General features: G+C 61.9%; 12 protein-coding genes. 7 read left to right on the forward strand and 5 right to left on the reverse strand.

What is annotated here, in order from left to right; all coding sequences use genetic code 11:
* Positions 1–18: 18 nt before the first annotated feature.
* The 5 genes from ACZXDY_RS02915 to ACZXDY_RS02935 all read right to left on the reverse strand — a co-directional run bounded on the left by ACZXDY_RS02915 (position 19) and on the right by ACZXDY_RS02935 (position 4,833).
* Positions 19–804 (reverse strand): ABC transporter ATP-binding protein, encoded by a 786-nt coding sequence (locus ACZXDY_RS02915; protein ID WP_464344423.1) that lies wholly within the window; start codon positions 802–804, stop codon positions 19–21.
* On the reverse strand, positions 801–1,574 hold the full coding sequence (locus tag ACZXDY_RS02920; protein ID WP_028161892.1) for an ABC transporter permease: 774 nt from the start codon (positions 1,572–1,574) through the stop codon (positions 801–803). Before ACZXDY_RS02920 ends, ACZXDY_RS02915 begins: the two co-directional genes overlap by 4 nt.
* Positions 1,575–1,663: 89 nt before the next feature.
* On the reverse strand, positions 1,664–2,608 hold the full coding sequence (locus tag ACZXDY_RS02925) for an ABC transporter substrate-binding protein (RefSeq protein ID WP_028161893.1): 945 nt from the start codon (positions 2,606–2,608) through the stop codon (positions 1,664–1,666).
* Positions 2,609–2,734: 126 nt separating this feature from the next.
* On the reverse strand, positions 2,735–3,478 hold the full coding sequence (gene hutC, locus ACZXDY_RS02930; RefSeq protein WP_464344424.1) for a histidine utilization repressor: 744 nt from the start codon (positions 3,476–3,478) through the stop codon (positions 2,735–2,737).
* Positions 3,475–4,833, reverse strand: coding sequence for a formimidoylglutamate deiminase (locus ACZXDY_RS02935; protein ID WP_464344425.1), 1,359 nt, complete (start codon positions 4,831–4,833; stop codon positions 3,475–3,477). The genes hutC and ACZXDY_RS02935 overlap by 4 nt, the downstream gene beginning before the upstream one ends.
* A gap of 83 nt (positions 4,834–4,916) precedes the next feature.
* On the opposite strand from ACZXDY_RS02935, the gene hutI reads away from it, so the two are divergent.
* From hutI to ACZXDY_RS02970, 7 genes are all read left to right on the forward strand, one after another.
* Positions 4,917–6,131, forward strand: coding sequence for an imidazolonepropionase (hutI, locus tag ACZXDY_RS02940; protein WP_464344426.1), 1,215 nt, complete (start codon positions 4,917–4,919; stop codon positions 6,129–6,131).
* Positions 6,128–7,717 carry a histidine ammonia-lyase gene (gene hutH / locus ACZXDY_RS02945; RefSeq protein WP_464344427.1) on the forward strand — a complete coding sequence of 530 codons (1,590 nt, stop codon included), beginning with the start codon at positions 6,128–6,130 and terminating at the stop codon, positions 7,715–7,717. Before hutI ends, hutH begins: the two co-directional genes overlap by 4 nt.
* A complete protein-coding gene (hutU, locus tag ACZXDY_RS02950) occupies positions 7,714–9,384 on the forward strand; it encodes a urocanate hydratase (RefSeq protein ID WP_464344428.1) in 1,671 nt (556 codons plus the stop codon). Before hutH ends, hutU begins: the two co-directional genes overlap by 4 nt.
* A gap of 270 nt (positions 9,385–9,654) precedes the next feature.
* Positions 9,655–11,238: an ABC transporter substrate-binding protein gene (locus ACZXDY_RS02955; RefSeq protein ID WP_464344597.1), complete on the forward strand. Its 1,584-nt coding sequence runs from the start codon at positions 9,655–9,657 to the stop codon at positions 11,236–11,238.
* Between the two features lie 72 nt (positions 11,239–11,310).
* A complete protein-coding gene (locus ACZXDY_RS02960; protein WP_028161899.1) occupies positions 11,311–12,291 on the forward strand; it encodes an ABC transporter permease in 981 nt (326 codons plus the stop codon).
* Entirely contained in the window at positions 12,291–13,211 is a 921-nt protein-coding gene (locus ACZXDY_RS02965) for an ABC transporter permease (protein ID WP_028161900.1), read from the forward strand. The genes ACZXDY_RS02960 and ACZXDY_RS02965 overlap by 1 nt, the downstream gene beginning before the upstream one ends.
* Positions 13,208–15,049: an ABC transporter ATP-binding protein gene (locus ACZXDY_RS02970; RefSeq protein ID WP_464344429.1), complete on the forward strand. Its 1,842-nt coding sequence runs from the start codon at positions 13,208–13,210 to the stop codon at positions 15,047–15,049. The genes ACZXDY_RS02965 and ACZXDY_RS02970 overlap by 4 nt, the downstream gene beginning before the upstream one ends.
* The last annotated feature ends 50 nt before the right edge of the window (positions 15,050–15,099 follow it).

A 15,099-nucleotide genomic window follows, 5' to 3' on the forward strand; every position in this document is an offset into this window, starting at 1 on the left:
GCGGCCAGCTCATGTTTGTCAGGCGTCAGCAGCGACCTTCAGGGCCTCGGTGCGTATCTCTTCCACGAGCCGTTCCTTCAGTCTAATGAATTCGGGCGTGGTTTTGATCTTGTAGGAACGCGGGTGGGGCAGGTCGATCGCAATCGCGGCCTTGATGCGGCCGGGACGCGCGCTCATGACGATGACTCGACTGCCGAGAAAGATCGCCTCCTCGATATCGTGCGTGACAAACAGCACGGTCTTCTGGTCGCGTTCCCAAATCGCAAGCAGCATCTCCTGCATCAGCGCCCGGGTCTGGTTGTCCAGGGCGCCGAACGGCTCATCCAGCAACAGGATCTTCGGATCGTTGGCAAGGGCGCGCGCGATCGCCGTGCGCTGTTGCATGCCGCCGGAGAGCTGTTTCGGCCAATGATTTTCGAAGCCCGATAATCCGACTCGGTGGATGAAACCGTCCGCGATCTTGTACCGATCCGCTTGAGAAATTCCGCGCTCGCGCAGGCCGAATGCGATGTTCTCCCGCACCGTCAGCCAGGGAAAGAGCGTATAGGACTGGAACACCATGCCGCGATCCGCGCCAGGTCCGGTGACCTCGCACCCGTCGAGCATGACGCGCCCGCTGGTCGGCCGATCGAGCCCGGCGATGATGCGGAGCAGGGTGGACTTTCCGCAGCCCGAGGGACCAAGGATGGTGACAAAATCATTGTCGCCGACACTGAGATCGGTCGGTTCGAGAGCCTGCGTCGGCGCATGGCCCGGGCGCGCAGGAAAGATACGTGAAACCTGATCGATCTTCAGCGCGGTCATGCCAATTTCCAGGGAAACAGCCATGCGTTGAAGGCCTTGAAGAGGAAATCGGAGATCAGGCCGATGAGCCCGATAACGATGATGCCGAAGATGATCTGGCCCGTGTTGAGCAAGGCCTGGCTGTCCGTAATCATGTGGCCGATCCCTGACGAGGACCCGATGAGTTCGGCGACGATGACGTAGGTCCATGCCCACCCTAGAACCAATCGAAGAATTTCGGCGATCTCGGGAGCGGAAGAGGGCAGCAGCACGCGGCGGATGATGCCGCCGTCGCCGGCTCCCAGCGTATACGCCGCTTCGACGAGATCGCGCCTCGTGCTCCCTACGGTCACAGCGACCATCAGAATGATCTGGAACACCGAGCCGATGAAGATCACCATGAGCTTCTGCAACTCGCCGATACCGGCCCACAGGATCAAAAGGGGAATGAAGGCAGAGGCTGGGAGATAACGCGCGAACGAAACGAATGGTTCGAGAAAGGCTTCAATCGGCTTGTAAGCGCCCATGAGAACGCCTAGCGGCACGGCAACGAGAGCCGCCAGCACGAAGCCGCCGACAACACGCCAGATCGTCATGCCGATATCAAACAGAAATCCATGCCTGGTGAGCAGCTCGAAGCCTTCCTGCACCATGATCAGTGGGTTGGCGAGAAATGTCTTCGAAACATAGCCGCCGAAGGTCGCCCAGGCCCACAGGGCAACGAACAGCACGAAGAATGCCAGGCCATAGGCCACGCGTTGCTTCGACGTTACAGGACTTAGGGGACGCATCACGGCGGTATTTCCAGGCGACGTGTCGATCCTGCGCCAGTTTTGCTCCACAAGCGGCGAAGCGGAACTGGCGCGGGCGCGCAGCGGTTCTATTTGATGAAGCTCGCGTCAAAAAGATCTTCGATCTTCGGGGCAGACTTGATGATGCCGATCTCGAGCAGCAGGTCTGCCGCCTCTTTGTTGAAGGTCAGGAACTCGCCCGTGAAGAATTTCTGGTTCGCTGCTTTGTCCTGCCAGCGCAGATATTTTGCCGAGTTGCCGAACTGCTCACCCGATTGTTTCACGTCGGCCCCCATGATCTCGTACGCCTTCGCTTGATCCCTTGCGATCATGTCGAGGGCTTCGAAATAGCTGTCGGCCAGGGCCTGCGCGGCTTTCGGATTGTCGGTCAGGAATTTCGGTGTGCAGCCGAAGGTGTCCATCACCATCGGGTAGTCGAGAGTGGTGGCGATGATCTTGCCCTTGTCCGGTGCGCCACGCACGGTCGAGAGGTAAGGTTCATAGGTCATTGCCGCATCGTTCTGGCCGGAAACGAACGCCTGTGCCGCCGCGGCTGGCTCCAGATTCACGATCGTGACGTCCTTAACCGAGAGGCCGTTCTTTCGAAGCATCCAGGCCAGTGCGAAGTAGGGTGAGGTGCCCGGCGCGGACGCCGCGACTGTCTTGCCTTTCAGATCCTTAATCGAGGCAATCTCGTTGCGCACGGCCATGCCGTCGGCGCCAAAGCTCTTGTCAAGCTGAAAGATCTGCTTGGTCGCGACGCCGTTCGCATTCCAGGAGATCCAGGTCTCGACTGTGGTCGCCGCACATTGAATGTCACCGGACGCGATGGCGAGATGCCGATCCTTCTGCGGAATTTTCCTCAGCGTGACGTCGAGCCCGTTTTTCTTGAAAATGCCGGCCTGGCTTGCAAGCGTGAGCGGTGCAAAGCCGGTCCATCCCGAGATGCCGATGCCGACCTTCACATCGTCGGCAACCGCCGGTGCGGACACCAGCAGGGCAAAAACTGCTGTGAATGCTCTTAAACTACGCATGATGCTCTTCCCTCCTGCCGTACTATGGATTGCGTCCCATTGGTTGCTTCAGGTCCGCTGCGACGAGCTCCCGCACGAGTCACGTGTGCATCGCGTTGCATGAATTGTGCCGTGCCGGACATTCTTTCAGCCACCCTTGAAACGGGCTACCAGCCGATGGGTATCCCCCGGATAGAGCAGGCGCACGGCGGTGACCGTTCGTGCGCTGCGCCATGTGTATCGATCGATCACTAAGCAGGGCGCGCCGACGGCAATGTCTAGTTCGGCTGCGGTGCCCTTATCGGCCACCGTGGCGCTGATGGTGTGCTCGGCTTCGGTCCAAGGAACATGGTGCAACAGCCATGAGCCGGGTGGCTCGGTCGTAAAGTCCGCCGCGGCGGCTTCCGGCACCGTGTCGAGATCGATTAGCCTGTCTTCAATGGCAAACGGCACGTCGTCGGCGCTGTGACGACAAGCGATCGCGATTACCTTGCCGGTCCTACGGACGCCAAGACGCGCGCGATCGGCGGTGTTCGCGGCGCGGCGGGAGCAATGGATGAGCTGATAAGCATAGCTGCGGCCAAGCGCGGTAATCTCCGCGCGAATGTCGGCGATCTTGAGCACCGCCGACAGATGCTGCGGGCGACGTACAAATGTGCCGGCCCGCCGTCTTCGCTCGATCAGATCGGCTTGCGCCAATTCCGATAGCGCCTTGTTCACGGTCATTCGCGAACAGCGATAACGCGCCATCAGCTCGTGCTCGAAGGGAATGCGATGACCCGGAGGCCATTCACCAGTCAGGATCCGACGTTCTATATCGTGTCGGATCTGCTTGTAGAGCGTTAGCTTGTCCGCGGCCGGAAGCTCGTTGTTGTAAGCGTGGAGACTCATGCCAGAAGCCTCCGGACGGTCGCGTTGAACTGTGCGCGGGCTCGCTCGCGGAGCCGATGACGCCCGCCCTCGACGACCTTGTTTCCCCCCGCCCAGACACAATCGATGGCTCCGCCGCCGGTCGCAAAAATCCAGCCGTCGAGGATGGCATCGCCGCGGCGTCCGGCCAGAGATGGATGCGTGATGTCGAGGGTCACGATATCGGCGCGCGCGCCTCGTTCTATTCCCGCGCCGGTCTGCGCCAGCGCCTGTGCACCGCCCGCGAGCGCGCTCTCGAATAACGCACGGCCAGTCGAGTTGCCGAGTCCGCCGGAGAGCACATTGCGTTCGCGGTGCTTCAGGCGCTGACCATATTCGAGCTGGCGCAATTCATCGGTAACGCCAACCAGGACATTGGAATCGGTGCCGACGCCGAACCGGCCCCCGGAATCGACAAATTCGCGCGCGGGGAAAATGCCGTCGCCGAGGCTCGCTTCGGTCACCGGGCAGAGGCCGGCGACTGCGCCGGTGCTCGCGAGCGAACCGACTTCCGCCGGCGATGTGTGGGTCGCATGGATCAGGCACCAGCGTTGATCGACGGGCGCATGGTCAAGCAGCCACTCGACCGGCCGCTGGCCCGACCAGGCAACACAATCCTCGACCTCCCTGACCTGTTCGGCGGCATGGATATGGATCGGCGCGCCTTGGGCCATCGGCACGATCGCAGATAGTTCGTTCGGGGTCACTGCGCGCAGGCTGTGCGGGGCGATACCGACATTGGCTCCGGGTAACGTACTGACCGCCTTGCGCGTGGCGTCAATCAGCGTAGCAAACTGGTCGATTGAACAGATGAATCGGCGCTGGCCTCCATGCGGCGCGGCGCCGCCAAAGGCGCTGTGCGCATAGAAACTCGGCAAGAGCGTGAGGCCGATGCCTGCGCCCTCGGCAGCCTGAGCAATTCGTGTCGCCATCTCGGAGAGGTCGGCATAGGGCGTGCCGTCACGATCATGATGAAGATAGTGGAACTCACCGACCCGCGTATAGCCCTGCTCGAGCATCTCGACATAAAGCAGGGTCGCGACGCTCTCGACGTCTTCCGGAGTCATTTCGAGCGCAAAGCGATACATCGTCTCGCGCCATGTCCAGAAGGTATCCGCCGTGTTGCCACGCGTCTCGGCAACGCCCGCCATGGCGCGCTGGAACGCGTGACTGTGCAGGCTCGCTATCCCCGGAACTGCCACCCGATGCTGCTCATCCCGCGCTCCCGGCGCCACGCCGACCGCAATCTTGGCGACGAGCCCATCCGTGATGACCACCTGCACGTCATCGGCCCAGCCCGACGGCAGCAGCGCGGATGCGAAGTGCAGATTTGTCATGTTTCGTGCCGACTGGACAGAGCGTCAACACGATTATATGTCTAGACATATATGTCAAGCTTCCGGCACCCGGGGGAAGGCACATGGCAGAGCGCTACGATCGTATCTGGGACAATGCGCGGCTCGCCACGATGCGCGAGGATCTGCCGGATCTCGGCGTCATCGAGCACGGCCTGATCGCGGCTCGCGATGGCCGGATCGTCTATGCCGGCACGCAATCCGATTTCCCGCGTGATGCCGACGCGACCGAGCGGATCGACTGCGCCGGTCGATGGATCACGCCGGGGTTGGTGGATTGTCACACCCACCTCGTTTTTGGCGGCAACCGCGCACACGAATTCGAGCTGCGGCTTAAGGGCGCAAGCTATGAAGAGATCGCGCGTGCCGGCGGCGGCATCGTGTCCACCGTGGCGGCGACTCGCAACGCGAGCGAGGCCGAGCTTGTCGCCGGTGCGCTGCCGAGGCTCGACGCGCTGATCCGCGAGGGTGTCACGACGATCGAAATCAAGTCCGGCTACGGCCTCAACACCGAGACCGAGATGCGGCAGCTTTTGGCCGCGCGTGCGCTTGGCCGTGTCCGACCGATCGCGGTCCGGACGTCTTTTCTTGGTGCACATGCACTTCCGCCGGAAGCTTCCGGCGATAAGGATCGTTACATCGATCTCGTGTGCCAGGAAATGCTGCCTGCGGTGGCGGAGGCGGGGCTTGCAGACGCCGTGGATGCTTTCATGGAAGGCATTGCGTTCTCGCGGGATCAAACAGCGCGCGTGTTCCAGGTGGCGAAGGCCCTGGGTTTGCCGGTCAAGCTTCACGCCGATCAATTGTCGAATCTCGGCGGTGCATCGCTTGCGGCCGAGTATTCAGCTATGTCCGCCGATCATCTGGAGCACACCGACGAGGCCGGGGCTCAGGAGATGGCGGCGGCAGGGACGGTCGCGGTCCTGTTGCCAGGCGCGTTCTATTTTATTCGCGAGACGACGAAACCGCCGGTCGAGCTTTTCCGTGCCCACGGAGTCAAAATGGCCTTGGCGACCGATTGCAATCCCGGCAGCTCGCCGCTGACGTCGCTCCTGCTCACGATGAACATGGGTGCGACGCTGTTCCGGATGACCGTTGCCGAATGTCTTGCCGGCGTGACGCGGGAGGGAGCGCGCGCGCTGCACATCCTGGGTGAAACAGGCACGCTCGAGGCTGGCAAATGGTGTGATCTCGCGATCTGGGACATCGAACGGCCTGCCGAGCTCGTCTACCGGATCGGCTTCAACCCGCTGCATGGCCGGGTCTGGAGGGGGCGATGAGCGATCCGGCTGCGCCGATCGTCGTTACGCCCGGAAAGGTCACGCTCGATGATTGCGCAGAGGTGCTCGCAGGTTCCGCAGTCGTGCTCGAGCCATCGTTCTGGGCGCGGGTCGAAGCAGCGTCCGCTATTGTTGCGCGGGCCGCTCACGCGGACGTGCCGGCGTACGGCATCAACACCGGATTTGGAAAACTGGCATCGACACGCATTGCGCCCGAGCAGACCGCGCTGCTTCAGCGCAATCTCATTGTCTCTCATTGTTGCGGGGTAGGGCGTCCCTCGCCCGAGCCGATCGTGCGGCTGATGATGGCCTTGAAGATCGTCTCACTCGGGCGAGGCGCTTCGGGCGTGCGCCGCGAGGTCATCGAGCAACTGCAGATGATGCTGGCGCGCGGCGTTTGTCCGCTGGTGCCGCAGCAGGGTTCGGTCGGCGCATCGGGCGATCTGGCGCCACTTGCGCATATGACGGCCGTCATGATCGGGGAGGGGCAGGCGATCCTCGATGGACGGCTTGTTCCGGGCCGCGACGCGCTCGCCGCCGCCGGTCTTGCGCCGTTGACGCTCGGACCGAAGGAGGGGCTCGCCCTCATCAACGGCACCCAGTTCTCGACGGCCTACGCCATCTCCGGCGTGCTGCGCGCCCATCGCCTGGCCTGCGCGGCTTTGGTGACAGGCGCTCTTTCGGTCGATGCCGCCATGGCCTCGACCGCGCCGTTCCGGCCGGAGGTGCAGCAGTTGCGCGGACATGCCGGCCAAACTGCTGCCGGCGCCGCCCTGACGGCGCTGCTTGCCGGCAGCGACATTCGCCAGTCGCATCTCGAGGGCGATGAGCGGGTGCAGGATCCCTATTGTCTGCGCTGTCAGCCGCAGGTTGCCGGCGCCGCGCTCGACTTGCTTACGCAAGCGGCGCGAACGTTGGAGATCGAGGCCAATGCCGTCACCGACAATCCGTTGGTATTGGTCGAGACTGGCGAGATCGTCTCGGGCGGCAACTTCCACGCCGAACCAGTGGCTTTCGCCGCGGACCAGATTGCGCTTGCGCTTTCGGAGATCGGTGCGATCAGCGAAAGGCGGATCGCGACGCTGGTCGATCCCGCGCTGAATTTCGGCTTGCCGCCGTTCCTCACGCCGGAGCCGGGTATCAACTCCGGCTTCATGATCGCCGAAGTGACGGCGGCCGCGCTCTATGCCGAGAACAAGCAGCGTGCGTCGGCCTGCTCGATCGACTCAACCCCCACCAGCGCCAATCAGGAAGATCACGTCTCGATGGCTGCGCACGCCGCGCGCCGGCTGTCCGATATGGCGGACAATTTGGCGACGATCTTAGGTATCGAGCTCTCGGTCGCAGCGCAAGGCATCACGCTTCGCACGCCGCATTCGACCAGCGCCCCGCTCGCAGCGGTCATTGCTGAATTGCGCGCGCATGTGCCGGCTTTGAGCGCTGATCGTTACATGGCCAATGATCTTGCGAAGGCGACCGCGCTGGTCGAATCCGGTGCGTTGCCGGCTGCGGCGCTCTCCGCGCTGCCGGACATCCCGTTCCCGATCCTTGTTTCGAATCTTGCCGATAAGGGCGATCTGTCATGAGCCGTCGAGTAGACAACGACCGTACGATCCGCGCGCCCCGGGGCGGCGAGATCAGTGCCAAGAGCTGGTTGACGGAGGCACCGCTCCGCATGCTCATGAACAATCTCGATCCGGAAGTCGCGGAACGTCCAAGCGAACTCGTCGTCTATGGCGGAATCGGTCGTGCCGCGCGCGACTGGGATAGCTTCGACCGGATCGTCACCTCCTTGCGCAAGCTGGAAGCCGACCAGACCTTGCTGGTTCAGTCGGGCAAGCCGGTCGGGATCTTCCGCACGCATCCGGACGCGCCGCGCGTTCTGATCGCGAACTCGAACCTGGTGCCGCATTGGGCGACGCTCGATCACTTCAACGCGCTCGACCGGCAAGGCCTGATGATGTTCGGGCAAATGACCGCCGGGTCCTGGATCTATATCGGCAGCCAGGGCATCGTGCAGGGAACCTATGAGACGTTTGTCGAGGTCGGACGACGACACTACGGCGGCAGTCTTGCAGGCAAGTGGATCCTTACGGCGGGGCTCGGCGGCATGGGCGGCGCGCAGCCGCTCGCCGCGACCATGGCGGGCGCCTCGCTGCTGGCGATCGAATGCCAGCCGAGCCGCATCGAGATGCGGCTGCGCACGGGTTATCTTGATCGACAAGCGAACACGCTTGATGAGGCACTTTCGATCGTGGCGGCGAGCGCGCAGGGTAATAAGCCGGTCTCGGTCGGCTTGCTCGGCAACGCGGCTGAGATTTTTCCGGAACTGGTGCGGCGTGGCGTGAGGCCGGACATCGTCACCGACCAGACCAGCGCGCACGATCCCATCAATGGCTACCTGCCCAAGGGGTGGTCGCTTGCCGAGTGGGAGACAAGACGCGCCAGCGATCCGAAGGCGGTTGAAGCCGCGGCCAAGACGTCGATGGTCGATCACGTTCAGGCCATGCTGGATTTCCACGCCCAGGGTATTCCCACGCTGGACTATGGCAACAACATTCGCCAGATGGCGAAAGATATGGGACTGCATAACGCATTCGATTTTCCGGGCTTCGTCCCTGCCTATATCCGTCCACTGTTTTGCAGAGGCGTTGGGCCGTTTCGGTGGGCCGCGCTGTCAGGCGATCCGGATGACATCTTCAGGACGGATGCCAAAGTCAAGGAGCTGATGCCCAACGATAAACACCTGCACAACTGGCTCGATATGGCGAGAGCCCGGATCAAGTTTCAGGGGCTGCCGGCGCGGATTTGCTGGGTAGGTCTCGGCGACCGCCACCGGCTGGGTCTCGCCTTCAACGAGATGGTGGCGCGCGGCGAACTGAAGGCGCCGATCGTGATCGGCCGCGACCATCTCGACAGCGGCTCGGTTGCGAGTCCGAACCGCGAAACGGAAGCTATGCGCGACGGTTCCGATGCGGTGTCAGACTGGCCGCTGCTCAATGCGCTTCTAAATTGTGCCAGCGGCGCGACATGGGTCTCGCTGCATCACGGCGGGGGCGTCGGCATCGGTTATTCGCAACACGCCGGAATGGTGATTGTTGCAGACGGAACCCCGCAGGCCGCCCGCCGCATTGAACGCGTGCTCTGGAACGATCCGGCGAGCGGCGTCATGCGGCACGCGGACGCGGGCTATGAGAGCGCGATTGCATGTGCCCGCTCGAATGGGCTCGATCTGCCGAGCGTGACGCCATAAGGGCATCATCGGTGCTGACTGAACAGTCAGCGCGACCGCAGCCGTCGTGCACCTCACGCTAGGTGGCAAATCCGCTTGCCTGCGCCGTAGGCGAACCGCTCACCAAGAGGCAGTATCTCGTCCAGGCTCATCGCAGCCGAGACGTATCTGCTGTCAAATCGGTCAAAATCCACACATGGATAGTCAAAAATAGCTCGAAAAGCGCATGGCACGCCTTCTGCATGACCGTTGTGACCGGTTTGTCGGTTCGTGTGGAAAAGGGGAATGTCGATGCATCCGAAATTTGACCGTCGCCACTTTCTAAAGGGGGCGGCGGGAGCTGCGGTCGCCGCAGGCTACATGCAGATCAATCCAGACTTTTTCATCTCACAGGCCCACGCGCAGGCCGGGAAGACCATGACCTTCCTGTCGGCCGAGAACATCACGGGCAATTGGGATCCGACCGCTCACACCACGCTTTCGCAGAAAAACATCGAAGGCTTCGTGATGGGTTTTCTGACCCGCACACCGATGAAGCTCGATAGCCCGAGCGAGGTCGTCTATGAACTGGCAACCGACATCAAGCTGCTCGATCCGAACCGCCTGCAAATCAAGCTGCGTCAAGGCGTCGTCTTCCATGATGGCAAACCGTTCAAGGCGGAGGACGTCAAGGCCACTTTCGAATATGGATCCAAGCCGGATCGCCCCGCACAATGGTATCCTGGCCCCACCGAAACGCTGAAGATCGAGACGCCTGATGACTACACGGTGATCGTCGATACGTCGAAAGGCGGTTACCCGGCGCACCTCTTCATGTTCCTTGCGGCGTTCCTGCCGATCATGTCGGCAAAGGATATCGCGGGCGGACCTGGGGGCGTGCTCTCGCAGCGGCTGAATGGCACTGGTCCCTTCAAATTCGTCGAGCAGCGCGGCAACGACACCGTGATGAAGGCGTTCGATGGCTACTTCAAGGGCAAGCCGGCCATTGCGGGGATCAATTTCACCTTCACCGGCGACTCTACGACGCGCATGCTCTCCCTCATGAATGGTCAGGCTTCGATCGTCGAACGCCTTGAGCCAGAGCAGGTGGATGCGGTCAAGGGCAATCCCAACATCCGCATCAACCAGGTCGTTTCGGTCGAGAACAAGTATCTTTGGTTTCGCTGTTCGAAGCCGCCGTTCAATGATCCCCGTATCCGCCTCGCCGCCTGTCACGCCATCAACCGTGACGTCATCCTCGAAGTGCTGGGATCCGCGGGGCACGCGTCGTCCAACTTCGTGTCGCCGGTCAAGTTCGGTTACATCGATCTCGAGAATTATCCGAAGTTCGACCCAAAGAAGTGCCAGGCGTTGCTCGCCGAGGCCGGCTTCCCGAACGGCAAGGGGTTGCCGCCGCTCGAATACATCACGTCCGTGGGCTTCTATCCCAAGACCAAGGAATACGGCGAGATCATCACCGCGATGCTCAACGAGCAGGGCTTCAATGTCAGCCTGACCGTGCTCGAGCCAGCCGCCTGGAATGAACGCCTGTACCATCGTCCCGGCGGCGGACCCGGTCATATGGTGGACTGCGGATGGTCGACCGGCTCGCCCGAGCCCGATTTGATTCTGCGCACGCATTTCCACTCCTCGTCGCATCGCATTTGCGGCATCGAGGATACCGCGATCGACGCAAGTCTCGACAAGGAGCGTAGCGCACCGACGCTTGAGGAACGGAAGAATATCCTCCAGACCGAGACGATGCCCCTGATCGCCTCCAAGATGCCGGCGCTCTCGCTCTTCACGTCCGTCATGATTCACGCGATGCAGAAGAATTTCGAAGGTCTCTATATCTATCCGGATGGTTCGATGGATGCTTCGAGGCCCGTTGCCTGACCATGGACGGTCACCGCGCGCCGCGAGCAGGCGGTGCGCGGTCCGACATGTCCTCCGACGCGGAGCTGAAGAATGTTCGTCCTGAACTTCCTGATGCGGCGCCTGATTCAAGGCGTCATCATCATATTCCTTGTCTCGCTGCTGATCTTCACCTTGCTGAGGGTCGTGCCGGGAGATCCGGTGCGACTGATGGCCGGCGGCATGGCTCCCGAGGCCCTGATCGAGAAGATCGCGACCGACATGGGGTTGCGAGACCCGATCATCGTTCAGTTCGGTCGCTATATGAGCAGCGTCGTTCGGGGCAATCTCGGGCAGTCCTTCGTTCGTCCCGCGAACGGCGCTGCGACAGGCGGCGCGAACTTCAACGATACGACGCGCGGTGAACGGGCCAAGGTGCTAAGCCTGATCCTCGAAGCCTTGCCTATGACGCTGCAGCTTGCCGCAGTGACGTTGGCGATTGCCCTCGTTTTCTCCGGGATCATAGGGATTGCCGGCGGCCTCGCGGTCGGGCGTTGGCCGGACAAGTTGGCATTCTACACCTCGTCGGTGTTCATATCGTTGCCGAATTTCTGGCTGGGAATCGTTCTCGCGCTGCTGTTTTCAGTCAAGCTCGGTTGGCTGCCGGCGATCGGATATCAGGGGTTTGCCTACACGATTCTCCCAGCCATCGTGCTTGCGGTCGAATTGTCGCCGGTCCTGATCCGGACGCTCGTCAGTTCCGTCTCGGCGCAGATGATGGAGCCTTACGTGGCGGTGGGGCATGTCCGTGGCCTCGGCCGCAGCCGCATCATTGCAAACCATGCCCTTCGCAATGCCTCGGTGCCGCTGCTCAATCTGCTCGGGGTGCAGTTTTCGAGCCTGCTCGGCGGGGTGATCATCGTCGAATACATCTTCGACTATCCCGGGCTTGGTCTGTTGACCATCAACGCGGTGTTGCAGCGCGACTTCCCGTTGATTCAAGGGATCGCCATCGTAACCAGCGCCATCTTTGTGCTGATCAACATCATTGTCGATCTTATTGCCACCACGATGGATCCAAGGCTCGAATATTGATGTCTATCGCCACCGCCACCGGCGCACCAATGGCGCACACGCCGGCCCAACGCTCCGTCATCCGACGCATCTTCGACAAGGCTGCATCGACGCCGGGATTTCGCGTCGGCCTCGGACTGTTCGTTGTCCTTGCCCTGGCGACCGCCTTCTATCCTGAACTGAGCGGCATCGACCCGACGAAGATGGACGTCAAGGCGCGCCTTCTGCCACCGCTGTTTCTGGGCGGAAACTGGAGCTGGGCGCACCCGCTCGGCACGGATCAGATCGGCCGCGACATGCTCGTCCGCTCACTGGTCGGTCTGCGTTACTCCTTCCTGATCGGCGTCGCCTCCGTCATCGTCATGTTGGCGATCGGATGCGCGCTTGGCACGATTTCGGGCTACTTCGGCGGACGAACCGATGCCATCGTCATGAGGCTGACGGATGCCCAGCTATCGATCCCGATGATTATCCTCGCCATTTCCGTGCTCGGCGTTTCGCGGCCGACCATCCCCGCGATCGTTTTGGTGCTCGGAGTTTCGAACTGGCCGGTCTATGCCCGCATCATGCGCAGCATCGTGATGACCGAGCGGCAGCGCGAATATGTCCGCGCCGCAAAGATCGGCGGTTCGACCGATCTTCGGATCATCCTCGCGCTGCTGCTGCCGTTGCTGCTGCCGCCGGTCCTGTTCACGTCGGTGCTCGACGTTGCGCGCATGATGATCTTCGAATCCACGCTCGGTTTCCTAGGGCTCGGCGTGCAGCCACCGACGCCGACGTTCGGCAATATCATAGCGGACGGACGGAAATATCTGCTGAACGCGTGGTGGATCGCCACCATGCCGGGTCTCTTCCTCGGCCTGACACTCACCAGCGTCAACCTGATCGGCGCTTCCCTCGAACGTGCACGGAATGCGATTCACGGAGGCTCCGAAGCATGACGCAGCCGCTTCTTGACCTCAAGAACCTGACGGTCGCCGCGGGTAACGGCGGCACGGCCAAAGTCATTCTCGACAATGTGTCCCTCAGCCTCGCTCCTCGCGAGATCGTCGGCGTGGTGGGCGCCAGCGGTTCCGGAAAGACCGTACTTTCCAAGGCCGTGGTCAACTGGCTCGAGCCGCCGCTCACGAAGCGATCGGGTCAGGTGCTGTTCGAGGGACGCGACATCTATGCCATGCGCGGCGCGGAGATGCGCCTGTTGCGCCAGCGGATATCCTATGTCGGCGCCAATCCCATGGGTGCGCTCGATCCAACCCTGCCGGTCGGCGCCCAGATTGTCGAGAAGATGCGGGCCGTCGTGCCCAGAACATTACGTCGGGATGCCGAACGTCGTGTCATCGAACTCCTCGATGCGGTTCGCATCCCATCGGCGCGAAATCGCTTTCACGACTATCCCTCCCAGTTCTCGGGCGGCATGATGCAGCGAGCGCTGATCGTGGATGCATTGGTGACCAATCCCGCACTTCTGGTCGCCGACAACGTCACGCAGCCGCTCGATGTGACGGTCGCTGCTCAGGTGATCCGGCTGATGAAGGAGCTGACGGTCACCTTCAACACCGCGGTGCTGTTCGTCTCATCGTCCCTGCCAGTGGCGCGTGAAGCCTGCTCGCGGATCCTGGTGATGGATGAAGGGCGCATCGTCGAGGAGCAGTCGACAGAAGATCTGATCAGCAGGCCCGTATATCCCTATACACGCGAACTGGTGCGCCAGACCCCGAAAATATGGGTCGAGGCGGCCGCAACGCCCCGCCTTGACGACCAGCGGGAGGTGGTTCTCAGCTTGCGCGACGCCTCGCAGACCTACAAGGTTAGAAAGAAAAGCGGTTTTGGTGGCTTCAACCTGGTTCGCGCCGTTCGCAACGTCACCTTCGACGTGCGCCGCGGCGACAGCTTTGCCATTGTCGGCGAGTCCGGCTGCGGAAAGTCGACCCTGATGCGGCTTCTGTCGAGGCTTGAACTGCCGAGCTCAGGACAAATCCTCTGCGCGGACAAGGACATCGCAACGCTCAAGGGGAGGGCTCTGCTCGAGTTCCGAAGTAAGCTGCAGATGGTGCTACAGGATCCGTTCGGCTCGCTGCCGCCCCGGACCTCGATCGGGAGGATGCTGGAGGATCCGCTGCGTACGCATGGCTGGCGCGACAAAGGCAGGATTCGCGAACGCGTCCTGAAGGTGATGGGCGAAGTGGGGGTGCCGGCCGAACTTTACGAGGAACTTCCGCTCGGATTGAGCGCCGGACAGCGACAGCGCGTTAATGTCGCTCGGGCGCTGGTGCTGGAGCCGGAAATTCTCATCATGGACGAAACGCTGTCCGCGCTTGATCAAACCGAGCAGTTCAAGCTGCTCGACTTGTTCCAGAAGCTCCAGAAGGAATACGATCTGACCTACATCTTCATCTCGCACGATCTGGCGATGGTGAGGAAAGCCTGCAATCGCGTGGCGGTGATGTATCTCGGCGAGGTCTTCGAGCTCGCTGACAATGAGCGACTATTCTTCGACCCGGGACACCCGTACACGAGGGCACTTCTGAGCGCCATGCCGACGCTTGAGCGGCGTCGCTATCAGCCGGACGAGTGCCTGCTGGAGGGGGAGCCGCCAAGCCCGCTCGACGTTCCCGCGGGCTGCAGCTTTAGGTCGCGCTGTCCGCAGGCCATCGACAAATGCAGCCGCCTTCATCCGAGCCTGACGGTGCGGGAGCGGCAGGACTTCGCTGCGTGTCATCTGGTGATGCCGTCGGTCGCGTTCTCCGGCGCTTCCGAAGGGATGCACGCCAGCGTGTGATGAGGGGGTCGTGAACAACAAGTCGGCTTTGGAAGCGGCCAGCAGTGCCG

The organism is Bradyrhizobium sp. LeoB3, assembly GCF_055456055.1.